Source organism: Peribacillus sp. NPDC096379, assembly GCF_044762875.1.
Taxonomy (GTDB): Bacteria; Bacillota; Bacilli; order Bacillales; family DSM-1321; genus Peribacillus.
The window spans coordinates 57,649-80,954 of sequence record NZ_JBIWFD010000008.1; the positions used below are offsets into that span (position 1 = coordinate 57,649).

Annotated in this window: 24 protein-coding genes and 5 pseudogenes; 23 read left to right on the top strand and 6 right to left on the bottom strand. The window is 35.3% G+C overall.

The features are described 5' to 3' along the window. The first annotated feature begins 121 nt into the window (after window positions 1–121). The 9 genes and pseudogenes from ACIQZI_RS22305 to ACIQZI_RS22345 all read left to right on the top strand — a co-directional run bounded on the left by ACIQZI_RS22305 (window position 122) and on the right by ACIQZI_RS22345 (window position 6,525). Window positions 122–808: a response regulator transcription factor gene (locus ACIQZI_RS22305; protein WP_403077547.1), complete on the top strand. Its 687-nt coding sequence runs from the start codon at window positions 122–124 to the stop codon at window positions 806–808. Between the two features lie 154 nt (window positions 809–962). Continuing rightward, on the top strand, window positions 963–2,099 hold the full coding sequence (locus tag ACIQZI_RS22310) for a sensor histidine kinase (protein WP_403077550.1): 1,137 nt from the start codon (window positions 963–965) through the stop codon (window positions 2,097–2,099). A gap of 115 nt (window positions 2,100–2,214) precedes the next feature. Continuing rightward, window positions 2,215–3,024, top strand: a complete 810-nt coding sequence (locus ACIQZI_RS22315; protein ID WP_403077555.1) for a polyphosphate polymerase domain-containing protein — start codon at window positions 2,215–2,217, stop codon at window positions 3,022–3,024. Then, complete coding sequence (locus tag ACIQZI_RS22320) at window positions 2,993–3,679, top strand: DUF4956 domain-containing protein (RefSeq protein WP_403077558.1); 687 nt, start codon at window positions 2,993–2,995, stop codon at window positions 3,677–3,679. The genes ACIQZI_RS22315 and ACIQZI_RS22320 overlap by 32 nt, the downstream gene beginning before the upstream one ends. 237 nt (window positions 3,680–3,916) lie before the next feature. Next, window positions 3,917–4,327 (top strand): annotated as a pseudogene (locus ACIQZI_RS22325) (DUF4317 family protein); the annotation flags it as partial. 358 nt (window positions 4,328–4,685) lie between these two features. After that, window positions 4,686–4,958, top strand: a complete 273-nt coding sequence (locus tag ACIQZI_RS22330; RefSeq protein ID WP_062187508.1) for an HU family DNA-binding protein — start codon at window positions 4,686–4,688, stop codon at window positions 4,956–4,958. A gap of 605 nt (window positions 4,959–5,563) precedes the next feature. Then, entirely contained in the window at window positions 5,564–6,112 is a 549-nt protein-coding gene (locus ACIQZI_RS22335; protein ID WP_403077697.1) for a ribonuclease FAU-1 family protein, read from the top strand. A gap of 96 nt (window positions 6,113–6,208) precedes the next feature. Further along, window positions 6,209–6,388: a hypothetical protein gene (locus tag ACIQZI_RS22340; protein ID WP_403077562.1), complete on the top strand. Its 180-nt coding sequence runs from the start codon at window positions 6,209–6,211 to the stop codon at window positions 6,386–6,388. After that, window positions 6,385–6,525 carry a hypothetical protein gene (locus ACIQZI_RS22345; protein WP_403077565.1) on the top strand — a complete coding sequence of 47 codons (141 nt, stop codon included), beginning with the start codon at window positions 6,385–6,387 and terminating at the stop codon, window positions 6,523–6,525. The genes ACIQZI_RS22340 and ACIQZI_RS22345 overlap by 4 nt, the downstream gene beginning before the upstream one ends. Window positions 6,526–6,670: 145 nt before the next feature. Here ACIQZI_RS22345 and ACIQZI_RS22350 read toward each other — a convergent pair whose 3' ends face one another. Next, a complete protein-coding gene (locus ACIQZI_RS22350) occupies window positions 6,671–6,883 on the bottom strand; it encodes a hypothetical protein (protein ID WP_062187472.1) in 213 nt (70 codons plus the stop codon). An 840-nt stretch (window positions 6,884–7,723) separates the two neighbouring features. On the opposite strand from ACIQZI_RS22350, the pseudogene ACIQZI_RS22355 reads away from it, so the two are divergent. After that, window positions 7,724–8,032 (top strand): annotated as a pseudogene (locus tag ACIQZI_RS22355) (helix-turn-helix domain-containing protein); the annotation flags it as partial. A gap of 217 nt (window positions 8,033–8,249) precedes the next feature. Here ACIQZI_RS22355 and ACIQZI_RS22360 read toward each other — a convergent pair. After that, window positions 8,250–8,405, bottom strand: a complete 156-nt coding sequence (locus ACIQZI_RS22360; RefSeq protein ID WP_403077576.1) for a YjcZ family sporulation protein — start codon at window positions 8,403–8,405, stop codon at window positions 8,250–8,252. A gap of 593 nt (window positions 8,406–8,998) precedes the next feature. Here ACIQZI_RS22360 and ACIQZI_RS22365 point away from each other — a divergent pair. The 4 genes from ACIQZI_RS22365 to modB all read left to right on the top strand — a co-directional run bounded on the left by ACIQZI_RS22365 (window position 8,999) and on the right by modB (window position 11,551). Further along, window positions 8,999–9,271 carry an HU family DNA-binding protein gene (locus ACIQZI_RS22365; protein ID WP_403077584.1) on the top strand — a complete coding sequence of 91 codons (273 nt, stop codon included), beginning with the start codon at window positions 8,999–9,001 and terminating at the stop codon, window positions 9,269–9,271. Between the two features lie 452 nt (window positions 9,272–9,723). Beyond that, complete coding sequence (locus ACIQZI_RS22370) at window positions 9,724–9,900, top strand: TOBE domain-containing protein (RefSeq protein WP_403077699.1); 177 nt, start codon at window positions 9,724–9,726, stop codon at window positions 9,898–9,900. A 168-nt stretch (window positions 9,901–10,068) separates the two neighbouring features. Continuing rightward, window positions 10,069–10,890 (top strand): molybdate ABC transporter substrate-binding protein, encoded by an 822-nt coding sequence (modA, locus tag ACIQZI_RS22375; RefSeq protein ID WP_403077589.1) that lies wholly within the window; start codon window positions 10,069–10,071, stop codon window positions 10,888–10,890. Beyond that, window positions 10,871–11,551, top strand: coding sequence for a molybdate ABC transporter permease subunit (gene modB, locus ACIQZI_RS22380; protein WP_062187464.1), 681 nt, complete (start codon window positions 10,871–10,873; stop codon window positions 11,549–11,551). The genes modA and modB overlap by 20 nt, the downstream gene beginning before the upstream one ends. A 310-nt stretch (window positions 11,552–11,861) precedes the next feature. Here modB and ACIQZI_RS22385 read toward each other — a convergent pair whose 3' ends face one another. Both ACIQZI_RS22385 and ACIQZI_RS22390 read right to left on the bottom strand, forming a co-directional pair. Further along, window positions 11,862–12,107: a hypothetical protein gene (locus ACIQZI_RS22385; RefSeq protein ID WP_403077593.1), complete on the bottom strand. Its 246-nt coding sequence runs from the start codon at window positions 12,105–12,107 to the stop codon at window positions 11,862–11,864. A 1,209-nt stretch (window positions 12,108–13,316) separates the two neighbouring features. Beyond that, window positions 13,317–13,510 (bottom strand): annotated as a pseudogene (locus ACIQZI_RS22390) (IS66 family transposase); the annotation flags it as partial. 194 nt (window positions 13,511–13,704) lie between these two features. On the opposite strand from ACIQZI_RS22390, the gene ACIQZI_RS22395 reads away from it, so the two are divergent. Beyond that, window positions 13,705–14,484, top strand: a complete 780-nt coding sequence (locus tag ACIQZI_RS22395) for an alpha/beta fold hydrolase (RefSeq protein WP_403077595.1) — start codon at window positions 13,705–13,707, stop codon at window positions 14,482–14,484. Window positions 14,485–14,573: 89 nt separating this feature from the next. On the opposite strand, the pseudogene ACIQZI_RS22400 reads toward ACIQZI_RS22395, so the two are convergent. Further along, window positions 14,574–14,732: pseudogene (locus ACIQZI_RS22400) on the bottom strand (transposase domain-containing protein); the annotation flags it as partial. Between ACIQZI_RS22400 and ACIQZI_RS22405 the strand changes: the two are divergent. The 8 genes and pseudogenes from ACIQZI_RS22405 to ACIQZI_RS22440 all read left to right on the top strand — a co-directional run. Continuing rightward, window positions 14,726–14,860: pseudogene (locus tag ACIQZI_RS22405) on the top strand (transposase domain-containing protein); the annotation flags it as partial. The pseudogenes ACIQZI_RS22400 and ACIQZI_RS22405 overlap by 7 nt on opposite strands. Before the next feature lie 435 nt (window positions 14,861–15,295). Beyond that, window positions 15,296–17,482, top strand: a complete 2,187-nt coding sequence (locus ACIQZI_RS22410) for an EAL domain-containing protein (protein WP_403077605.1) — start codon at window positions 15,296–15,298, stop codon at window positions 17,480–17,482. A 202-nt stretch (window positions 17,483–17,684) separates the two neighbouring features. Continuing rightward, a complete protein-coding gene (locus ACIQZI_RS22415; RefSeq protein ID WP_403077608.1) occupies window positions 17,685–18,125 on the top strand; it encodes a flavoprotein in 441 nt (146 codons plus the stop codon). 1,322 nt (window positions 18,126–19,447) lie between these two features. Beyond that, on the top strand, window positions 19,448–19,870 hold the full coding sequence (gene fosM / locus ACIQZI_RS22420) for a FosM family fosfomycin resistance protein (protein WP_403077610.1): 423 nt from the start codon (window positions 19,448–19,450) through the stop codon (window positions 19,868–19,870). Between the two features lie 176 nt (window positions 19,871–20,046). Next, the gene (locus ACIQZI_RS22425; RefSeq protein ID WP_403077613.1) at window positions 20,047–20,517 is read left to right on the top strand and encodes a peptide-methionine (S)-S-oxide reductase; all 471 of its coding nucleotides are present in this window, start codon (window positions 20,047–20,049) and stop codon (window positions 20,515–20,517) included. 303 nt (window positions 20,518–20,820) lie between these two features. After that, the gene (locus tag ACIQZI_RS22430; RefSeq protein WP_403077616.1) at window positions 20,821–21,192 is read left to right on the top strand and encodes a hypothetical protein; all 372 of its coding nucleotides are present in this window, start codon (window positions 20,821–20,823) and stop codon (window positions 21,190–21,192) included. A 250-nt stretch (window positions 21,193–21,442) separates the two neighbouring features. After that, entirely contained in the window at window positions 21,443–22,087 is a 645-nt protein-coding gene (locus tag ACIQZI_RS22435) for a DUF6518 family protein (protein ID WP_403077619.1), read from the top strand. Window positions 22,088–22,424: 337 nt separating this feature from the next. Further along, entirely contained in the window at window positions 22,425–22,742 is a 318-nt protein-coding gene (locus tag ACIQZI_RS22440) for a hypothetical protein (RefSeq protein ID WP_403077622.1), read from the top strand. Between the two features lie 212 nt (window positions 22,743–22,954). Here ACIQZI_RS22440 and ACIQZI_RS22445 read toward each other — a convergent pair whose 3' ends face one another. After that, window positions 22,955–23,143, bottom strand: coding sequence for a YjcZ family sporulation protein (locus ACIQZI_RS22445; protein ID WP_403077625.1), 189 nt, complete (start codon window positions 23,141–23,143; stop codon window positions 22,955–22,957). Window positions 23,144–23,306 lie beyond the last annotated feature (163 nt).

Below are 23,306 nucleotides of genomic sequence, written 5' to 3' on the forward strand. Positions count from 1 at the left end.
GAACCTTAAACAAAGCTTAAAAAAGGCGATTTAAATTTAAGTTTGCTTTTATTTCAATTGGTCCTATAATCTATCGTAACGAATTAAAAAGTTGATAAATGATACGAGGGGGGGGCACTAGATGAAATTACTCATCATTGAAGATGACAAGTATCTCTCTGAATCAATATGTGAAACAACAAAGAAAATGTTCGAAACCGAGCAGGCTTTCGATGGAGAGGAAGGACTGTTTTTTGCACAGCAAAATATTTTCGATGTAATTATTTTAGATATCATGCTTCCGTATATGAACGGTTATGAGGTATTAGAAAATTTAAGAAAGCAAAACATCACGACACCTGTCATTATGCTGACAGCCAAAGATGGAATTGATGACAAGATTAAAGGTTTTAAAATGGGAGCAGACGACTATTTAGTGAAACCATTCCATCGAGAAGAACTATTAGTGCGGCTAGAGGCAATGGTAAGGAGATCTGGAGGTTTATTTAAGGAAAATGTCCTAACTTTTAAGGAACTACATTTGAATATCAAAAATAAAACCGCTGAAATTAATGGGGAAGCACTTAAGTTGAATGGAAAACAATTTGATTTACTGGAGTATTTGATGAACAATAAAAACGCTATTTTGACCAAGGAACAGATTTTTGATCGAATATGGGGATTTGAGTCTGATACTTCTACTACAGTTGTAGAGGTGTACGCCAGTAATTTACGAAAAAGTCTCAAGAAGTTTGAGTATGATCAATATATCAAAACCTTCCGTGGGTTAGGTTATATGCTGGAAGACCATGGTGAAGGTAATGTTTAATAAACTAATTTTCAAGAAACAGCAGCTAAAATTTATGATTTTCAACTTGATCGCTTTTACTGTGATTTTCACGATCTTTAGTATTATCATTTTTGGTCAAGTTCAAAATACATTATTTTCAAAGACAGACGAGGAACTCTTATCATTTAAAGAAATGATGACAGATAACAATCCAAAGGGTGTGCGGCCGCCTTTTAAAGTTGGAGACTTAGACCAGCCTGTACCTGATGACGGGAGACGAAAAAATACGCCAAATCCCAGGATAATTGTCATGCATTGGGATAACGCAGGAAATATACTTAATGAAAATGAAATCGGAACCTTATTTTACGAAAACTATCTAAAAGATTATAAGCTGGATAAAACAAATATGGACAAGATTACAATGACGAAAATCAGTGATCTGTATCAATTTAGATATATTCTTTTTGAAGACCATAATGATGAGGATGAAACTGTCTTTACACAGCTGATGATCAACGTGGATGCTGAACAAACCATCATTTCCAACTTTGAGAAACTGTTCATTATCTGGTCGGTAATCTTCATCGTCCTCTCTATTTCCGCTAGTTTCATCTTATCTAAAAAGATGATGAAACCAATTATTCATTCTTGGAATAAGCAGGCGGAGTTTGTTGAAAATGCTTCACATGAACTCAGGACGCCTTTGACGATCATTCAAAATAAGCTAGAGCTTCTCCTAACGGCACCGCAAGAAAGAATTTCAGATAGGTTTGAAAATATAGCCCTGAGCTTGTCTGAAACAAGGCGGTTGTCCAAACTCACTTCGGATTTATTGACCTTGGCAAGAGCAGATTCGGCGGAAACACAGATTGTGAAGCAATCCATTCATATCGATACATTCATCCGAAGCGTATGTACTCCTTATAAGGAATTTGCTGAGTCGCAGGATAAGGATTTTTCGCTAAATTGTCAAAGCCCTTTTACTATAGAAGCAGATGAAACTCGGCTGCATCAACTGTTGGTGATTTTATTGGACAATGCTTTAAAATATACGAGCGAACACGATCATATTCGTGTAAAAACATATGCCGAGGATCAGAAAGTTGCAATTGAAGTGACCGATACGGGGATTGGTATCAAAGAAGAAAATATCCATTACATTTTCGATCGCTTTTACCGAGAAGACAAAGCCCGAACTAGGGAAACTGGGGGTATGGGATTAGGATTGTCTATCGCCCAGTGGATTGTATTGATGCACAATGGAACGATTCATGTAAGAAGGAACCAGCATAAAGGAACCACTTTTATAGTCAAACTTCCAAAGTAAGAGATCACATCCTCGTGATCTCTTTTTTTGTGTTGATAAATTGTTTTAAGGTTTGTTTAAGGTTCGTCTTTTAGTATTTAGTTCATAGAGCGACAGCAAAAAGGAGTAGATAGATATGGCGATCGAAATCTTCAGTCGGAAAGAGCAAAAGTATTTAATCACTCGCCGCCAATACGAAGAACTTGTGGAACGGATTGGACCTGAGATGCGAAATGATAAGAATGGCGTCGATGGAAAATATTCAGTCACTAGCCTGTACTTTGACAATTTGGAGAAAGGCATTTATTTTGAGACCAAAAACAAACTAAAATACCGCCAGAAATTACGTCTACGCGTCTACGACGATGCAAATCTTACTAGCACGGCATTTTTTGAAGTGAAGCAGAAACATAAGAAAGTCGTCAATAAAAGACGGATGCTTTTGCCGCTAGGGGAAGCGTATCGTTATTTAGATGAAGACGGTCAAGCGGGTTTTGATCACTACAAAACGTCCAATTCACAAGTCATGAAGGAAATTGATTACTTCCGTAAATTCTATCGGTTACGTCCCGAAATGGTCGTATCGTATAGCCGTCACGCATTGCACGGTATCCATGATTCAGAACTGCGTATCACCTTCGACTTCGACTTACGTTGCCGTAAAGAAGATCTACATATCGAGAATGGTCCGTACGGAGAGCATTTCATCGATCCAAATCTTGTCGTGCTAGAAGTGAAAGTCGATCACAGTGTGCCGCTTTGGCTAGCCCGTATTTTACAGGAGCTTCAGTGTGAGCAGCGCAGTGCTTCAAAGTTTTGTACCAGTATGGAACTGCTGAGTGGAGATGTATTACCGCAGGCAGGATATTTTGAGCCGAAAGAATTGGAAGAACCACTAACAGGAGGAATAGAAAATGGAACAGATCACGAACTTGTTTTCAACTAATGGATTGGATGGAGCCACTCCGACCATGTGGATGAGTATTACCGCGATGGCACTTGCTGCGGTACTCAGTTTAATCATTACGAAAGTTTATCAAATTACATTTACAGGAGAGCGCTATTCACAAGCGTTCGTCCATACAATCATTATGATGAGTGTTGTCGTGTCGGTTGTCATGAACGTAGTAAGCGGAAATGCCGGTGTGGCGTTTGGTTTATTCGCCGTATTCTCCCTCATCCGCTTCCGAAGTGCCGTGACGAACGCCAAGGATATCGCCTACATCTTTTTTGGATTATGTGTCGGAATGACAGCAGGCCTGTTTCAATTTCCTCTGGCCATTGCATTGACGTTATTCGCCAGTCTGATCTTCTATATTTTATACAAAGTGGACTATGGCAAAGGGAAAGATACGCAAATCCTTAAAATAACTGTCCCTGAAAACCTAAATCACGAAAATTTATTCGACGATATCTTGAATGAAAAAACCGAATACTTCCAACTTCGACAAGTTGAAACAACGAACTTGGGGACGATGATTCTCTATACATTTGCCATCCGAAGCAAGACCGATACAAAAGATCAGGACTTGCTGAATGAAATCCGTGTACGTAACGCGAATCTGAAAGTGTCCCTATCTTATCTTGAGATGCGGGACTGAACCGTAAGACCGAATTATAACAATAGCCGTCTATTTCGATTTTTTTGAATCGAGGAGACGGTTTTTTTAATTCTTGCTGCATTTAGGTAATACAACCTATGGATGTCTTTCCCGAAAACATTGCCATAATAAGGATGTGTCAAAAACTGAACGGACGCTTTGGATGCTCTTATTAATTGCCTATACCAAATTTAACTTTTGTGACGAACTTTATTACCAAAGGAGCTGGATTGATAGATGAATAAGAAGGACATTGCAGATATTCGTAAGCACTTTAAGTCGGGTACGGATTTGTTGAAAATCACTACGATTTATAACGTGTATATCAAGCAGGAGAGCAGTAAAATTTATCATGAGGAGAGCCAATCTTTTTCATTGTTGGATGAGGAACAACAGGATTTGTTCTTCACCAACTTTAAGAAAGTATTGGGCGGTAAATTGGGTGTGAAGCTTTTCGAAGTGAAGTTTATGCGTCAAGTGGAGGGGGAGGAACAGGCGGATGATCGTGCGCAACGGGGGACTTCATGCGGATGACGTAAAAGGGAAGAGGATATGCAACGGATTGCGTTGAAGATGATGCAGGACGTCCAATATGAAAAAGACTTGGTCATTAGTTTCATTCGTGGGAACTATTTTAAACCGACAAAAGTTGCCACATACACTCCACACATGTAGAGTATGGGAACAACTGATGCTTATCAAATCTAAATTATTATAACTTGATTAACATTTCTACATTTTGAGAAGAATACTTACCCAGGTGGTAAGTGGGATAAATCTAGTGTATCCACTTAAGTAGATCCTCGTCCGATATGTTGTACCTACTTGAGTACCAGTTTACATAATACGCCTTATCGGAATTTGCAAAAACCTAATCTTAGCAATAATGACTAGAATATAATTACCTATTCACTAGCATTACAAGTGACAGACCTACCGAACATATGTTATGTTTATATTGTCACTACTACATACTATTTAAGATAAAAGGACGAGGTGTTTGACGATGAACAAAACGGATCTAGTGAATGCTGTGGCTACACAAGCAGAACTAACAAAAGAAGACGCTAAAAAAGCAGTAGATGCACTGATTGGAACAATCTCTACTACGCTTGCTAAAGAAGAAAAAATTCAATTAGTTGGATTTGGCACATTTGAAGTGCGCGACCGAGCAGCTCGAACGGGTAGAAACCCACAAACAGGAGAAGAAATACAAATTGCTGCTTCTAAAGTTCCTGCTTTTAAACCAGGTAAGGAATTAAAAGAAGCTGTTAAATAAAATAAAAATATATAAAGATAGTGTAAAATACTCTGGGGATGAGTTACTCTCCAGAGTATTTTCTATTTAAATATGTATGAATTTGAACATAGCTTGATTGTTTGTAGTTTGTATCCTGATGGGCATAGATAATTCAATCATAGACTGTCTCGTGTGATGAACGGGCAGACATGAGGGTTACATATAATGGATTAACCTTCACCCAATAACGGCTACCCTTTATGAGTAGCCATTTTTATTTGCCTACTAAATAATGGTGGTGAAAATGCTGTTCGAATTTCATGTTGCTTTGTAATAAAGACTGATAATTTATAAAAAAAGTTTGATTAAAATGATCTCACCTCTCTTAGAGTTAAGGTTTTTATTGGATGTTTATGTTAATATCATTGCGGAGATTGTGAAGAAATGTACTGACACTAACGGGGCAGGTTAGTTGAAGAGTGTTGTTTAACTTGTGTTCAACAATCGGGCCATTTAATAGAATAAAATATTGGTTTATCAGCGATGTACGATTAATAAAGGGAAAGGACAAATCTATGTTACGATTAATAAAGACAATTGTTATGGGAAGGAACATTAGCTAGGAAGGAGAAACTAAAACAGTGGTGAATTTAAGTATTCCAACTATTCAAAGTGGCGATAAAATAATTGAAAGAAAAATACGGTACGACTCCGTAGTTTTAGAATATAGCTGTAAGCTGTTAAAAGTACAAAATCAAAATGTAGTGCTTTTCCATATCATACAAGAATCCTTTACGATGATAGCAAACCAAACAACATTAACTATTCCTAAAGGTAGTTATACAATCGCTTATTACTGGAAAGATCGTCCATATAATTTATACATCTGGAGAGATAATAAAGGGAAGTATTTAGGCTCCTATCTTAATATTGTAAAAAATACATATATAACCGATAAATTGGTATCCTTTGAGGATTTGATTATTGATATTATGGTTCTTCCTAATGGAGACTATTTTATTTTAGATGAGGATGAGTTACCTGAGCCATTGGATCAATTTGAGAATGGGTCAGTCCTACAAGCGCTAAACTCATTAACGGATTCCATTGATATTCTTCTTTCTCAAATTATTTCAGAAACTGAAAATACCTATAAACATGAAGAAGTTCTTCCTTGGTTGAACAACAGATAACATTTATGAAAGTTTGTTTTAATACTTTGAATTTCCACAATCGGGCGCATTTCCGGAATAAGGATTATCGTCCTTATTACACAAAAGCGACATTTAATGGAATTAAACCCGATTTTTGAAGTGGTACGAATTAAACAGGAAGTCAGGGAAACGTCAGAGCCATTTTCATCTTATCGGATTGCATCACCAGGCGATGCGCAAGAATTAGCGGCTTCATTTATCGCGGATATAAGTGGGTATATGCGATTAAAGATGTCGAGCTTAAGGATTATATGAAAGATCGAGAGTCTTATGGTTTTGTTCTAAATGAGATTCATAACCGGGTGGCAGGCTATCTTAAAGAGATGTATGGAGATATTGGTGATTGTACCTTAGCAGATGATCAAGATCACGTATACGGGCAATGTTGTTAAGCTAGGTAGGAGCAGGAGCTAATAGGCTTCTGTTTTTTATTGCCACAAAAGACGTACCAGTACATATAGGACGGGTTATATGTACTCTGTTCTTTTCAACAGTCTCTGTTAAAATTTTTTTAACCCCAATAAAAAAAGTACCCGATTAATCGGATACATACTTAATGATTCCATGTAAATAAACGGAATATTCTCGCTGCACATACTCTCTTAATTTAATTCTTCCCTCTCTTTCTAATTCTTTAACCAAATCTTCAATCTTGTTTTCATCTTCTTTAGTATTCTTAGGAATTTCTAGTGAAAATAAATTACCTTGATGGGCACTCTGAATCTTTTTTAATAGTTTCTCTTTATTCATTGAGGCATCCCCTTTATCAACTCGTAGAACAAATAAAAACCTAAATGTTGCTCTGGATTTATTATATCCGATTATCGTATACGAAAAGGATAAAACGAGAATTTATTCTGGTTATCAATGAGAATCTGTTATATATCCATGTTAATTCATTATTTTTCAGGAAGGTTCATTTAAATGGCGCTGATTATCGCTACTTGAGTTATGTAATCCCATTACTAGCAGATGTGCAAGATTGTTATTTATCCTTATTGTCACTGTCAAGCATTCGTTGTTCTTTACGGTTAAGAGCAAGGGTACCTGGTGAAAGTAAATATTAGTTATGACTAACTAAACTCCCTTGCTCAATATCAATATATTTCGCGTTATATTCATTTGTGACGCTTCGAGTAGTCTTTAGGTAAGGTTTTTCTTTAGAAAGTTTTATAGATAAAGGCTTTAAGCATATTTCGGGCGGCAGCACTACAGCCTGTAAGAAAGGGGAAAGCGTCCTTTCTTACAGGCTATACGTGTCGCTTCGGCAGTAAATGACTCGATAACCACGGTCTGTAAGGCTAGCGCCTACATACCGTAGATACCTGTACCATTTGCGGCTACGCTGCCATACCGAGCAAGCCGAATTTGTTAAGTGACAAAAAAGTTGTTTAATTTACAATAAATTCGTTTAAAAAATGTGAGTCAATCTATTCAACAATCGGGCCATATACAAGAATAGCACTTGGTAGTAAATTTGAATATTTATGTTAAAAAATAGAGATTGTGAAGGAATGTACTATCGATCAGGTTAGTTTAAATACATTCCTTCACAAACTTATAGAAAAAGCTGTTATCCAACAAACCATAAATAACTATCAGAAATCTTTTCGGATTGAGGAACTTGCGGAAACAGTGAATATGAGTGTTTCATCGTTTCATAGGCACTTTAAAGAGGTTACTGCTATGAGCCCGATTCAGTTCCAAAAACAACTTAGACTACAGGAAGCTCGACGTCTGTTATTATCCGAGTCAACAGATGCCACTGATGCTGCATTCCGAGTTGGTTATGATAGTCCATCACAATTCAGTCGTGAATATTCCCATATGTTTGGTTTTCCACCTAAAGAGGATATAAAGCGCATGAGGGAGAAAAATGACCAAAAGAAAAATGCATGAAGTCCCGCCTAACCGGGTTGGGGGTAAATAAGATTACGGATGCTTTACTTAAATCCCAGGATCCGAAAACAGCTCCTTTTTTTATTATCTGGACGAACTAAGAGAATGGAAAAAATTACATGAATATGGTCTTGATAGTCAGCAATCTTAATTTAATAACCAGCTTTAAAATAAAGAAGGACGGCCTATGACGGTCGTCCTTTTTGTTACTTATTTATTAGCAGAAGCCTCCGTAACCGCCTCCGTATCCATAGCCACCCCCGCCGAATCCACCGGAACAACTACAGCCAACGATGATTAAGAGGATAAATAAAACCACTATAAAGGCAAAGCCGCCTCCAAAACCAATACCGCCATCGACACAACCTGACATATACAAACATCTCCTTTTGTTTTAAGGAGGAACTTACTACTTACATGGGCTAATGTATTGTATGTTTAAAATCATAAAATGACACAAATATATGATAGTTATCATTATGCATTGTGCTCCAGGTTCGGATGCGTACAAAGCAGCTAATGAAAATACTATGAAGTAAAGATGAAAATTTAAAGTACGAAACTATACAAAATCATACTTTCCTTTTTTTAGAGGATAATTCTTTAAACAAAAAAACGGGACTGTCAATGACAATCCCGAAAGGTGTATGTGTGAAAAAAAAACAAATGAACATGAACGAATTTAAAAAGAATTTGAGGGATAGCATATTGGGGCGAAAAAATCCGTAAAAATAGTCTACTAAGATACACTCAGACTAAGGAGAAGGAACAGAGTGAGTACGCGATATATGTGAGGTTGACATAAGTCATCTTCTCGGAAATTGTAAAGAGCTAATCTTAGCAATAATGACTAGAATATAACTTCCTATTCACTAGCATTACAAGTGACAGACATACCGAACGTATGTTATGTTGTTAATGTCATTACTACATATTAATGAAGAATAAAAGACGAGGTGTTTGACGATGAACAAAACAGATCTAGTGAATGCGGTAGCGGTACAAGCAGAACTAACAAAAGAAGACGCTAAAAAAGCAGTGGATGCATGGATTGAAACAATTTCTGTTACGCTTGCTAAAGAAGAGAAATTACAATTGATTGGATTTGGCACGTTTGAAGTGCGCCACCGAGCAGCTCGAACGGGTAGAAACCCACAAACAGGAGAAGAAATACAAATTGCAGCTTCCAAAGTTCCTGCTTTTAAACCAGGTAAGGAATTAAAAGAAGCTGTTAAGTAAAATAAATATAGTTATAATTCTGTAAAAATGCTCTGGGGATGAGATGCTCTCCAGAGTCTTTTCTATTTACATAAGTATTTTTTCTATTTTTTTCAATAGATATGAATGAAATAAAGTTTGATTGTTTATAAAAGATTGATTATTTGTAAATTGGTTCTTGCAGAGGGGATACATAATTCAATCATGAACTGTCTCGTGATGAACGGGCAGTATTGGGGGCTACATATAATGAGTTAACCTTCACCAATATTGGCTGCTCTTTTTATGAGTAGCAATTTTCCTAACCATTAAATTTAATTAAACGGAAATTAAATTTAATGGTTAGTGATGTGTATTTAAAATGAAGTTTAACCGTTTAAAATAAAGATTGACTGCTTTAAAAAAAGTTTAACTGTTCGTAATAAAGTTCTTAATGATGATCTGTCTTTATTAAAACTTCTAGAGGTTCTATCATCAATACGAAAATAGAAGTAATTGAATTATTGGATGAAGAAAATATTCTACACTCACAAATTGCGGGCCAACTATTTACTACCCGACTTGATACACGATCTGATGTTAAACAAGGACATGCCCTCAAGCTAGCAGTGGATATGAATAAAGTGCATTTATTTGATTACAAAACATAAAATCGTATTCATCTAGATGGATAATAGGAAAAATTCACAGGTTTATATTTATCAAGGTGAATTTTCTTAAAAGTTTGAAAAAATAGTTATTTTTATAATTAGTTGGTATAAGATGTAAATAGTTATAAAAAATCATATCTATAGGGTGGAGAGGGTAGAGGTGGAAACATGCAAAAGCGGTTTAAATTTGTCAGTACACTCTTATTTGTACTTATGTTTGCAGTAGCGTGTTCTAATAAAGAGAGTGCAGATCAATCTTCAGACAAGCAGGTAACACAAACAGCATCTGAAATTAAGGAAAATGTTGAATTAACCATTTCAGCAGCAGCTAGTTTGAAAGATGCAATGGATGTTATTCAACATACATATCAAGAAGAACATCCCGAAATAACGTTGAAATTCAACTTTGGGGCTTCTGGTTCTTTGCAGCAACAAATCTCTCAAGGAGCGCCGGTTGATCTATTTTTCTCAGCAGCAGAAGATAAATTTGATTTATTGGTTGAGGAAGGAAATATTGCGAAAGAAGACGGATTGGATCTTCTTGGAAATGAACTCGTTTTAGTTGTCCCTAAAGACGATCAATCTATTAAAGGTTTCGAAGATCTTGTAAAAGCTGAAGTAGATAAAATTTCAATCGGAACTCCTGAAACAGTGCCTGCAGGAAAATATGCAAAAGAGTCTCTTGAAAAGATGGATATATGGAAAGATGTTGAGTCAAAAGTAGTTTATGCAAAGGATGTCCGTCAAGTATTATCCTATGCGGAGACCGGTAATGTTGAAGCTGGAATTGTGTACAAAACAGATGCATTGGTTTCAGATAAGGTAGAAATTGTTGCAACCGCCGGTCCTGCAACACACATTCCTATTATTTATCCTGTCGGTATCATTAAGGACTCTAAACATTACGGAGCAGCAAAAGAATTTTATGAGTATTTACAAAGCGACGATGCATTAAAGGTATTTGAGGAATATGGATTTACTATTAAATAAAGATTTTATGCAAGAATTTTTGAGTCCAATTTGGTTGTCGATAAAAATAGCTACTATATCAGGTGTTATTGTTATTTTGATTGGAACATTGATAGGACGAATCTTAGCTAGAAGATCTTTTAAGGGGAAATCCATTTTGGAAACTACTCTCATGCTCCCGATGGTTCTCCCTCCTACAGTTGTTGGATTTTTTCTTATTGTCATCTTTGGAAAGAATAGTATGGCTGGACAGGCTATTGAATGGCTTTTTAAGCAGCCCATTATTTTCACTTGGTGGGCTGCTGTCATTGCTTCAATAGTTGTAGCATTTCCACTTATGTATCAGTCCGCAAAATCAGGATTTCAAGGAGTAAACCTTGACATTGAAGAGGCAGCTAGGGTAGATGGAGCGAATGAATGGAGGATTTTTTTATTTATTTCCATTCCTCTAGCTTCAAAGGCCCTTATTTCTGGAAGTATATTAAGCTTTGCACGGGCATTGGGTGAATTTGGTGCTACCTTAATGTTTGCTGGTAACATTCCGGGAGAAACACAGACGATTCCTACAGCTATTTATATAGCGATTGATTCTGGTAATATGAAAATGGCATGGATGTGGGTGATTTCAATCGTCATTCTATCCTTTTTAATACTGCTGACTGTCCGGGTAAAACAAGAATAATATAATTAAAGAGACTGGAGAAACTGGATCCTCTTTAATCTATATATTTATCAAATTTTCCAAATTCATAAACTCATTATTTAATCTCCTAGATAAAGATATCTAAACATCAAAGGGTATTGAAAATCATGATTATTATTCAAAGATAAATAATAACAATATACCTGAAAAGATAGATGACGTACTTCGATTATGTAGTACTTTTAAAGGTGATAATGATTGCTTGGCATGTAATATATTAAACGTTGATATATTCAAACTCTCCATTCTTGCTGATGATGGTCAAATACTAATATCCCTCGCCTCATGATTAGCCATTATCCTCTATTGCTAATCTGACGATTTCCTCAATCTGTTCTTTCTTTAGTTGAAGACCAAATAATAAACTGTTAATCGTTAGGGTATTGATAACCCGGGGCCTCCATTGGGATCGTAATGCGATTGATTCTACTGCTGTTTCTGTAAAGATGGGCATTTTTGCTCCTGCTAGCTTCATGTGATGATTGATATAATTAGAAACTTTCTCTCTAGTTAAAAGCCGAATCTCATATTTCATAATCATTCTCTGAGAAAGTGGACGATGATGATTTAATGCTAATCGTTGTGGCCATAACTTAACTAGAAAAAGAGAGCTGCCCGTCTTTTAAGGAAGCTCTCCCATCTATTGCCCGTGCCATTGAGACATTATGAAGTCTTAATTTAATGCTAATTTGATTATGTACCAATAAGCTTTACTCTATTGAGATTATAAAGTTTTCTAAGAAGAGGTAGCTTCGGTATCGTTAGTTGACTCATTTGTGGCTACAAGATTCTCACTCGAATTTATGATTCGTAAGATAATTATTAATAAAATGAAAAAATAACTTGCCATTCTCTCGTTAGTTACAGTCCTTATCAGGGCTGAAAAAATCAAAGTTTCCGTTAGATTGCCACTAAATAATAAATTTGAGATTTCTCTGAGAAGAAGAATAATATAATTATCATTTAAGTCCATACAATTGTCTCACTCCTTCGTTAAAGTAAGTATATTCAAGAAAGTGAAACAATGTGTGTGGAGTGATTGTAAATAAAAAAAGGTCGAATTCCATGCTCAAGGAATCGACCTTTTTATAGGAGTAAACTTTCTTAGCTTTGTAAATCCGTATTTTCTTGACTCTACCCCTATTTGTAGGATTTTTAGTTTCGAAGGGTTCCAAAAGGGGGGCATTCGAAAAAATAGGGATTTTGTTTATGAATTTTGAAGTGTGTTTTTTAAAACCCGTCGTACATGCTGTTTATTAGGCCTTCTAAGGCGTTTTATCCTTTTCTTTGAGTAAGGTTTAAGCGGTGTTAATACCTCGGGTGCTATAAACGGCTCTTAAGGGGGGGGGGAAGACCTTGCTGACTTATTGTTTTATTCCGCCATAATTAATATATCGGACACATCCAACATGCCATGATTAGCGTAGTTTATCCCTGATCAATAAACATGGCGTAATTAAACATAGATTAAAATCTATGTTTTGCGAACCAACTTCAGTTGGTGGATTTGCTAAAGCAAACTTGTAATAAAAGGGGCATATAGGGGGGAGCGTCAGGTGTAGTTTTATAAAAAAGATTGATCATTTAAAACAAAGTTCGATTATTTAAAATAAAGTTTGATAAAAACAACCTCTTGGCTATGATATCCGCAAGAGGTTGTTTTTCGGTGCCAAATGCGGGCTTGTCACAATAAACGTGAACTGAAACAGAAGTTCGTCCGTTGGCTTTTCCATTTTCACAATAACCCGTCTACGTGCAGGTGTCCGCTGAATCCCTTCAGGAAATCGCGTGGATTGGTCAGTAGTCGAATATCACGAAGGGCGGTCCCATGCGGCCGATTCGATATAACCACAAGTACGAGTGCGTCTCCACTGACTTGCCCGGCTCTCGTAGCACTTGCAGCGTCGTCTCATCCGCATGCAGAATATCCTGGTTCAATGAGGAAAGGCTCTCCGCCCGTGCATCAAAAATCGAAAAATCCCCTTACCTTCGTTAGGCGTTTCTTAAGCATGTATTCATCAGAAACCTCTTCGCACTATCTCAACAAAGTTTAACGCCGAAATTAGGCATACACTCTGCCTTGGGTAAATATCTTAATAGGAAATTACTTTTTAATAATTGGAGTGATGCACTTGGGCTACTTTGTAACTGTCGAACCAGGCGTCAACGTATTTATAGAGGACATCAATCCGAAGGGAAATAAAACGATACTTTTTATTCATGGATGGCCGCTAAATCATAACCAGTTCGAATATCAGTTCAACTTCCTTCCAACGCTTGGATATCGTTGTATCGGAATGGACTGGAGGGGATATGGCAATTCGGATAAACCTTTTAGCGGGTACAGTTTCGATAGATTAGCAGATGATGTCCGCATGGTCATCGAGACGTTACAGTTAAAAAACATAACACTGGCAGGACACTCTACAGGAGGCGCGATCTCGATTCGTTATATGGCTCGTTACAAAGGGTATGGGGTATCTAAACTCGTCCTGATCGACGCTGCCTCTCCATCTAGCGTTCCAAAAGAATTTACAAATAAAATCATCGAAGATACAAATCATGACCGACCGCAAATGCTGCAAGACCAAACGGGAATTTTTTTCTCTCAGTATATTTCCGAACCGAAATCCGATTGGTTCGTTTTAATGGGATTACAAGCGGCGAATTGGGCGACTTCCGCCATTATGGTCACGCTTAGAGATGAAAATGTTTACAACGATCTCGGTCAGATCGATGTACCCACATTAATTATTCACGGAATTCATGATAAAGTCGTTCCGTTTACCCAAGCTGAGGAAACAAATAAGCTGATAAAAAATTCGAAGCTAGTTCCGTTCCAATACAGCGGACATTGCGCTTTTTTAGAGGAGCGCGATAGATTCAACCAATTATTATCTTCTTTTGCATAACGACTCGGAATAGCAACACCGTCGTCAATTAATTCGTAAGCGTCAAATAGCCCCCTACCTTAAATAGATGAGGGCTAATTTATGCTGATTTATGATTTAAATACGCGACAGGTCAACGGCAACGACAGCGACCACGGCAGTAACCGATCCAGTTCTTCTGGATCTTTCGGGTCTGATAGCTGTGGCATCTTTTCGAATAGATATTTGAGATATTTGGATGGATTCAATCCGTTTTCTTTCGCTGTTTTCTGTGAGCGAAGCCGGTGCTAAAGCGAATGCGCTCTGTTTAAGTTTGGCGGAAACAGCAAAAGCAAACGGCATCGATTTCTATCAATACCTAGTAAAGTTAATGATGGAGTTGCCTAATGTGGATTTGAAATAAAGTCTTAGCGTATAAAACAAAGTTTAACCGTTGTTTTAATAAAGTTACACCTTTTTATAAGGGTGATTATAAAGAAAGCACTGTTGTATAAGGATTTTTGGAAAATTTTGATCAAACTTTATTACAAAGCTACATCAGGAAAGTGCAGATTTACAACGATTAGATTTTGGTACAAGTCTTATGAGCCATAATTAAGCCTAATTTATATATAAATTAATTGTGTATCAATAGGTTCTACTCTGCTGAGATTGTGAAAGTTTACCTAACTCCTACAGATATAGCGATAAGGAAGGTTGGAGAATACTTGAATCTGATTTAATTTAGCTAAACAACGTTATCCCCACCAATAATTTTGAACGGTTTAACATGAAAAAAATCCTGTTAAACTATCTTGGGGTAGTATAATATACTTATAAAAATGTTTGTGATTTGGATCAAAAATTAATAGTAGTTTATTTTACTTTTTCTATAATAAATTTAATACATATATCTTCTTGTATAAAAGGGAATGAATGGAGAATGGTGAATTTAGTTCAAGAACTAAATATAGAAAAGTTTTTACTTATGGAAATAATGGAGGAAATAGTTGATTTTGTTTGTTTAAAAGATGGTGAAGGTAAATGGATTCGAATGAATTCAATTTCTAGTAATAAAAACTTGTTACAGTTAGATTATTTATATTTTTTAGGGAAAAAAGATAATGACTTAGCCAAGCTATATCCTAATTTTCAAGTTTTTTTTGAAAATTGTAGGATATCTGATGAAGAGACTTGGTTAAACGGTAAGATTACCAAATTTGAAGAGAGTGTTTATAATATAGAGGATGAAATGAGGATCTTTGATATTATAAAAGTCCCTTTTTTTAATGTAGATGGTAGTCGAAATGAATTATTGATTTTAGGGCGAGATATTACAAATGAAAAAAAGAATGAAACAGATCTTGAAATAAAAATAAAAGAGTTAGAAGATTTTAAGTTTGCGTTAGATGAATCATCGATTGTGGCAATAACAGATCATAGGGGAATCATCACTTATGTTAATAATAAATTTTGTGAAATCTCAAAGTATAGTAAAAACGAATTAATTGGAAACAACCATCGAATTGTTAATTCAGGATACCATCCTAAATCATTTATGAAAAGTATGTGGAAGACCATTCAAGATGGACGGGTTTGGATGGGTAATATTAAAAACAAAGCTAAAGATGGTTCTAATTATTGGGTAAAAACAACGATTATACCCTTTGTAGATAACAAAGGCATACCTTATCAATACATTTCAATTCGGCAGGATATTACAGAACAGATGAAAATGGAAGAGCAGATTCTGTATAACTCTTATCATGATGAATTAACTGGGCTTCGTAACCGACGTTATTTGAAGGATAATTTGAACCAATGGATAAATGAAAATAAAAATAATCAAATGGCACTACTTTTTTTAGATTTAAACCGGTTTAAATTTATTAATGATACGCTGGGTCATAGCGTAGGCGATCAGGTTCTTAGAGAAGTATCAAATAGAATATTTACTTACCTACATGAAAAAGCCGAGTTATATCGATTCGGAGGTGATGAATTTATTATTGCATTAAAGAATTGTACAATGAACGATGTTAACGAACTGGCAAATGAAATTAATCATTTACTTTCACCTTCTTTTCATATTAATGACGAAAGTTTATATCTTAGTGCAAGTGTTGGAATCAGCCTTTTTCCAAGTGATGGGGGAGATATTGAAACCCTTGTAAAAAAGGCAGATAGTGCCATGTATGTTGCGAAAAAAAAAGGCATGAATTCTATTCAATTTTATTCATCAAAAATGTATGAAGATATGAACAAAACAATGAATTTGGAACGAGCATTAAGACAAGCCGTAGAAGAAAAGGATTTTATCCTTCACTATCAGCCACAGATAGATTTATCTTCCAATAAGATTATTGGAGTAGAGGCTTTAATTCGTTGGAAGCATCCAGTTACAGGAAACATACCTCCGTCTGAATTTATCCCGTTGGCAGAAGAAACTGGTTTAATTACTCCCATAACTAAATGGGTTCTTGAAACAGCGTGTAAACAAAATAAAAAATGGCAGGAAAATGGAACACTTCCAATAAGAATAGGGGTTAATATATCTCCTTACTTGTTTAGGGAGGATTTGATTGAAATGGTCAAACGAATTTTAAATGAGACACAATTACAACCGTGTTATTTAGAATTGGAGATTACTGAAAGCTTAATGCAAGACCCTACTTTTACTATTCCAATTCTAAAGGAATTAAAGTCTCTTGGGGTAAGACTCTCTATAGATGATTTTGGAACTGGTTATTCCTCTTTAGCTTACTTAAGGCACTTTCCTATCGATAGCCTAAAAATTGACCGTTCCTTTATTAATGATATACAAACTGATAATGGGGTTATGGTTAAAGCGATCATCGATATGGCTTCCCATTTAAGTGTCAGTGTTATTGCTGAAGGCATTGAAAATCAGGAGCAATTATCCTTTCTTTCGAAACTAAATTGTTCCGAGGGACAGGGCTACTATTTTAGCCGTCCTTTACCAAGTAGTGAAATAAATAAGATTCTGCCTAAATTTGAAAAAGTAGGGGAACAAAGGTGAAACTAAAGGGTGATTATGTAAACTCCTCTTAATAAAATAAGAGGAGTTTTTTAATCTAGCTTATTAAGCTAACGGGGCAGGTTAGTTGAATAACAACTGATAGTAAACAGGGTGTTATTCAACTATTGCAGGAAGTTAAAGCACTACTAAAATTGATGTATAATGAATTAACACGATAGACAGAGCAGGTGAAGGTAAAATTATGGAACTACTAGGTGCATTTTCATTAACGAGTTTAGGCTTTATTTTATGTATAGCAGGTATTTTGTATATGAGAAAGACTCAAAAAAAGAAACCTTTATCGCTTATTAAATACTATGGAATCCAGCTTGGACTCATATTAATTGCCCTTTTATCTCTCACCGTGTTTTGGGATGCCCTAACGGTAATGCCTAAGATTATAAAGGGAGATCACGACACAGTAAGGGGTGCGTGTTCAGTTGAATATTGGGACACCACAAAAGATTCTTATTTAGATATTCTGTTTTCAGAAAATATATTTTTTAGTGTTCCTCCTGATAATTGGGATAAAGGTTCATTAAAAACGGCATATTGCGAAGTTACCTATTATGAAGGTTCTGAATTTGGAATACATTATAAAATATTCAATAAACAAAATGGCACATTATTACAGAAAGATTAGCCACTTTAAGTAAATATATAATAGCTTACGACTAATCATGAGGCGTCCTGCGATGGGTACACCATTTCCACTAACGGAGTGCTTTAATTCAACAACGTGACTACCAAATTGGTGGTCTTTTCAAAGTACGAAAATATTTAAAATCATACATTCGGAGAAACTCCCTATTCAACTAAAGAAGCAGTATACTTTTATAAAAAGAAAGATTAATAAAATTAATTATTAATCTTTAGTGATTACTGGTAGGTGTGAATAATGGGAAGTGAAACATATATAAAAGATACTCCACTGTTACTTCTTTTTGGGCTCCTTTTTACTATCATTTTTGGATTTTGGTTAAGAAAAAGGATTGTATCATTCGATTTTAACAATAAAAGTAAATTCTTCTTCTTGTTGGACAATTATGAGTTGATTGGTGGATTTCTTATAGGTATAGGATTACTATTTATTGTAATTATTCTCTAAGGTATTTCTTTCACTAACAGATGCTTTAATTCAACAGTGCGTTGATCTAGTCGGAACCCCTTGAGTACCAAGGGGTTTTATGTTTCGGAAGTTCCGAAAATTGACCTTATGTTAACTAGATCTGTATAAAACATTTATGTGTTCCATATAGAGCCTTTATTCAGCAAACGGCTATTTAATTGAATAACACTTTAAAAAAATTGGATATGTATGTTAGAGATTAGAAGAGATTGTGAAATTTTGCACTTAAAGTAACGGAGCAGGATAGTTGAGGGGAGTTGAATTGTGTGAACCTCTTTAAGTTTTTTGTTTATCAAGTCGTTTTATCTATTCTTGGAATGGTAAATAATTCTTCTTTTAAGGAGTTTATTTATGAAAACTTCCACATTAATAATAAACTTATTATTTCATTAATTAAGGCACCTATTGATATGATATTAATTTATTTCACTTTTAAATTATATTTCTTATTAAAAACTAAGCTGAGATACAAGATTTTAATTCACATTGTTGCTTTGATTATTGGGACTATAACTTTAGTGCTAATAACTAATTATATTATTAAGTGAAAAGAAAGTTCTTGAAATAAAGTCGTTAAAAGGATCTTCCAACCGAAGATCCTTTTTCAATACCATAAGGAATTTTATGTTAACTAGATTTGTATAGAGCATTCATGTGTTCCTTAGAAACCTTATTCAGCAAACGGGCCAGATTGTTGAATAACACCTAGAATCTAGGTGAAAGTTTAGGCGAGTTTGTGAAACTTTGTACTTAAAGTAACGGAGCAGAATACTTCAATAAAGTTTATTTCCTTTGTATGATGGAATTATAAAAAAATGTACTTTTGAGGTGTTATTATGTCGGTAAAAGGTCTTAATCACTTTTTATTTTCTGTATCTAATTTAGAGAAATCGTTAGAGTTTTATAAAAATGTGTTTGATGCAAAGTTGTTAGTCAGGGGCAGAAGTACAGCCTATTTTGATTTGAATGGTATATGGCTTGCCCTTAATGAAGAAAAAGATATTCCCCGTAATGAAATCAGCCAGTCATACACTCATATTGCATTTTCAATAGAAGAAGTTGAGTTTGATGATATGTACCGTAAGCTTGAGGGATTGAATGTAAACATCCTTTCAGGTCGTCCAAGAGACCAAAGAGATAAAAAATCCATTTATTTTACCGACCCTGATGGTCATAAGTTTGAATTTCATACAGGTACTTTACAAGATAGGCTGGATTATTATAAAAAGGAAAAAACACATATGGAGTTTTATAATTAATAATTTCCCTGTTTAGATAAAAACTGTTTAACGAAAAGATTGTGAAGAAATACACTTAAAGTAAAGGGGGCTTTACTTCAATAACAGTATTCAACAATCGGGCGCGATACTTGAATAAGAACTGGACTCCATTCTGGGATTGTTGGGCTAATTTGCTGCATAAGGAGGAGAATAATATGGAAATAGTATATTTTGCAGGTGGGTGTTTATGGGGAGTACAAGCTTTTGTAAAAACTTTACCTGGAGTTAAGTTTACAGAAGCGGGAAGAGCTAATGGAAAAAGTCACACTCTTGAGGGTGATTATGATGGTTACGCCGAATGTGTAAAAACAGGATTTGATCCAGCGGTGGTAACTTTAAAGGAATTAATGGGATATTTTTTCGAAATAATTGATCCGTACAGTTTGAATAAACAAGGACAAGATGTTGGTAAGAAATACAGAACAGGAGTATATAGTGAAAAGCAAGAACACTTAAAAGAAGCGAAAGCATTTCTTGATGAGAGAAATGATTATGACCTTATAGTTGTTGAAGTATTACCTCTTACAAACTATGTGAGAAGTGCAGAAGAACATCAAGATAGGTTAGCTAGATGTCCAAACGATTATTGTCATATTCCAGAAGAAATATTAAGTAGATATAAGTAATGTAGAATATTGAAAGATTATCATCTATTGATGTTTAACCAAAAGAAGTTGCTTTAAAAGTTCAATCCTTATTCAAGTAACGGGGGTTATATTTGTTTAACGATCTTCAACAATCGGGCGCTTTAATTTAACAAGTAGCTAAAAGGATCTTCCAACCGAAGATCCTTTTTCAATATCAATAAGGATGATTATGTAAACTCTTTTTGAAATAGAAAGAGGAGTTTTTTAATCTAGCTTATTAAGTTAACTGGCAGTTTAGTTCAATAAGGAATGTTAAAATAGGGATAAAAAGGGGATGTGAAGATGCCAATATTTCCAGAAGAAAACGACTTTCTTTCGTTATTCGAATCGAAACCAATGTTATTAGATACAACTAAAAAAGACTTGCCATTTTATTATAATGAAGCAACTTATCGATTCTCTAATGGACAGGAAGACTTTGTTATTAAGCTTTGTCCCTCGTATGGTGAAGTTAAAATACAAGTATCTATGCATAGTTCAAATAGATTGTTATCACTTTTAGACCTGAAACGAGTTGAAAAACTTGAAATTACAGCAGATAAGAAAGAACGGGCAAGTGTGCTACTAACAATTGATAATGAGGATTCTCAACAAATGATTGAAATTGATTTTAAGCCGTATTTTAAACAGATTTTTAAAGAACATCTTACTTAGTAAGTTCAATTTCTTATTAAGCTCACGGAGTGCTTTAATTCAACAACGTGACCACCAAATTGGTGGTCTTTACAATGTACGAAAATATCTAAAATCATACATTCGGAAAAAACTTCTTCAACTAACAAAGCAGGTTTGTTCAACAAGAAATTACAATAGGTATTCACCTACTGTAAAATACAATCAGATGATTAATGTCCGTTAGTAGAAAAATGTGAAATAAAAATTGTTTATATTTGGGAGGGAATAAATGAAAAACTTTTTGAATGAAATTCGAAGACCAATCAATATACCGATATCAAGAAAATTTTTATATTCGACTTTAATATTTATCGCAGGGGTTATTTTAGGTGTAATTTCTAAGGTGCTTGATGAAACTGCCAGTAATTTATTACCATACTTTCTTGAAGTGTTGGATTTAAGTAACTTCTTTTCTCGTATGGGAGTTTGGATTTTCCTTGCGATGCTAATATCTGCGTATAGCAAATCACCTGTTAGGTCTGCCATAAATGTTTTTTTATTTTTTGTAGGCATGGTAGGTAGCTATTATCTTTATACTATTATGATAGCTGGTTTTTTTCCTAAATCATATATGATGATTTGGATTATCATGACTGTTATTTCGCCATTTTTGGCTTTTGTATGTTGGTATGCAAAAGGGAAAGGTATAATTGCTATTTGCATTTCATCAATAATATTTATGCTTATTTCAAGACAGGCTTTTGGGTTTGGAGTTTGGTATTTTTACATTAAATATAATCTGGAATTGTTACTTTGGATAGCCACGATTTTTGTTTTATATCAGTCTCCAAAGCAAATAATTAAGATGGTTACCATAGGATTGATTCTTCGCTTACTTACCGCTGAAATCAATTTATTTTGGGGAATGTTGTAGGTTTCTATCTACACATTTTTCTTTTTATATATCAAAGATTGTGAAAAGTTATACTTAAAGTAACGGGTGCGATAGTTCCATAAAAAGGCTGCCAAATGATGGTCTTTTTAATGTGTGAAAATATACAAAATCATACATTCATAAAAACTCCTTCTTCTATTAGGGGGAGGAAAGAACAGTAAATCGTTGACTGTTGCTAATTGTCTTGTGAAATCTGGTACAACGAGAGGTTATGCCTATACCTCAAATATAATAACAACCAAGCATACATCCTTTACAAATAGGCAAATACCTACCCCTCATTGAATATGGACACATACACTATATTTGAAACAATTTGAGGAGGAGATATAAAATGGAAAGACAAAATGTTGGAAGTTATGGCTACGGCATGGGGTATGGTGGTTATCCATCTCAAGGCATGGGATATGGTGGTTATCCGTCTTATGGCATGGGGTATGGTGGTTATCCATCTCACGGCATGGGATATGGTGGTTATCCATCTCATGGCATGGGGTATGGTGGTTATCCATCTCATGGTATGGGGTATGGTGGTTATCCATCTCATGGCATGGGGTATGGTGGTTATCCATCTCATGGCATGGGATATGGTGGTTATCCGTCTCACGACATGGGATATGGTGGACATTACTGAAATGGTTCTTGCTAGCCTCATTAAATAATAATACGGATTCATTACTTAAATCCCAGGAGCCGATCAACAGCTCCTTTTTTTATTATCTGGATGAACTAAGAGAAAAAACTAATTACATAAACATGGTCTTGATAGTCAGCAATCTTAATTTAATAACCATCTTTAATTTAAAGAAGGACGTCCTGTGACGGACGTCCTTTTGTTAATTATTATTAGCAGAAGCCCCCGTAACCGCCCCCGTAACCATAGCCGCCGCCGAATCCGCCGCCACCAACTCCGCCAAATCCACCACCACAACTACATCCAATAATGATTAAGAGGATAAACAATACAATTAACAAGGCAAATCCGCCACCAAATCCACGACCACCATCACATCCGCCATCTACACAACCTGACATATACATACATCTCCTTTTGTATTAAAGGAGGCACTTACTACTTGCATGGGCTAATTCATAGTATGTTGAAAATAATGAAATGTCACAAATATACGCATGTTTATATGATGCTATGGATGCTTTAGATGTTGAGTGACAATAAAGTTGTTTAATTACAAATAAA

Bases quoted from the DNA above. Each gene is read 5' to 3' on its own strand.
- ACIQZI_RS22365 (WP_403077584.1), top strand. From the start codon at position 8,999: ATGAACAAAACAGATCTAGTGAATGCGGTAGCGGTACAAGCAGAACTA.
- ACIQZI_RS22345 (WP_403077565.1), top strand. From the start codon at position 6,385: ATGAAAGATCGAGAGTCTTATGGTTTTGTTCTAAATGAGATTCATAAC.
- ACIQZI_RS22315 (WP_403077555.1), top strand. From the start codon at position 2,215: ATGGCGATCGAAATCTTCAGTCGGAAAGAGCAAAAGTATTTAATCACT.
- modB (WP_062187464.1), top strand. From the start codon at position 10,871: ATGGATTTACTATTAAATAAAGATTTTATGCAAGAATTTTTGAGTCCA.
- ACIQZI_RS22340 (WP_403077562.1), top strand. From the start codon at position 6,209: ATGGAATTAAACCCGATTTTTGAAGTGGTACGAATTAAACAGGAAGTC.
- modA (WP_403077589.1), top strand. From the start codon at position 10,069: ATGCAAAAGCGGTTTAAATTTGTCAGTACACTCTTATTTGTACTTATG.
- ACIQZI_RS22425 (WP_403077613.1), top strand. From the start codon at position 20,047: ATGGAAATAGTATATTTTGCAGGTGGGTGTTTATGGGGAGTACAAGCT.
- ACIQZI_RS22430 (WP_403077616.1), top strand. From the start codon at position 20,821: ATGCCAATATTTCCAGAAGAAAACGACTTTCTTTCGTTATTCGAATCG.
- ACIQZI_RS22385 (WP_403077593.1), bottom strand. From the start codon at position 12,107: ATGAAATATGAGATTCGGCTTTTAACTAGAGAGAAAGTTTCTAATTAT.
- ACIQZI_RS22415 (WP_403077608.1), top strand. From the start codon at position 17,685: ATGGAACTACTAGGTGCATTTTCATTAACGAGTTTAGGCTTTATTTTA.
- ACIQZI_RS22445 (WP_403077625.1), bottom strand. From the start codon at position 23,143: ATGTCAGGTTGTGTAGATGGCGGATGTGATGGTGGTCGTGGATTTGGT.
- ACIQZI_RS22435 (WP_403077619.1), top strand. From the start codon at position 21,443: ATGAAAAACTTTTTGAATGAAATTCGAAGACCAATCAATATACCGATA.
- ACIQZI_RS22350 (WP_062187472.1), bottom strand. From the start codon at position 6,883: ATGAATAAAGAGAAACTATTAAAAAAGATTCAGAGTGCCCATCAAGGT.
- ACIQZI_RS22330 (WP_062187508.1), top strand. From the start codon at position 4,686: ATGAACAAAACGGATCTAGTGAATGCTGTGGCTACACAAGCAGAACTA.
- ACIQZI_RS22310 (WP_403077550.1), top strand. From the start codon at position 963: ATGATGACAGATAACAATCCAAAGGGTGTGCGGCCGCCTTTTAAAGTT.
- ACIQZI_RS22320 (WP_403077558.1), top strand. From the start codon at position 2,993: ATGGAACAGATCACGAACTTGTTTTCAACTAATGGATTGGATGGAGCC.
- ACIQZI_RS22305 (WP_403077547.1), top strand. From the start codon at position 122: ATGAAATTACTCATCATTGAAGATGACAAGTATCTCTCTGAATCAATA.
- ACIQZI_RS22360 (WP_403077576.1), bottom strand. From the start codon at position 8,405: ATGTCAGGTTGTGTCGATGGCGGTATTGGTTTTGGAGGCGGCTTTGCC.
- fosM (WP_403077610.1), top strand. From the start codon at position 19,448: ATGTCGGTAAAAGGTCTTAATCACTTTTTATTTTCTGTATCTAATTTA.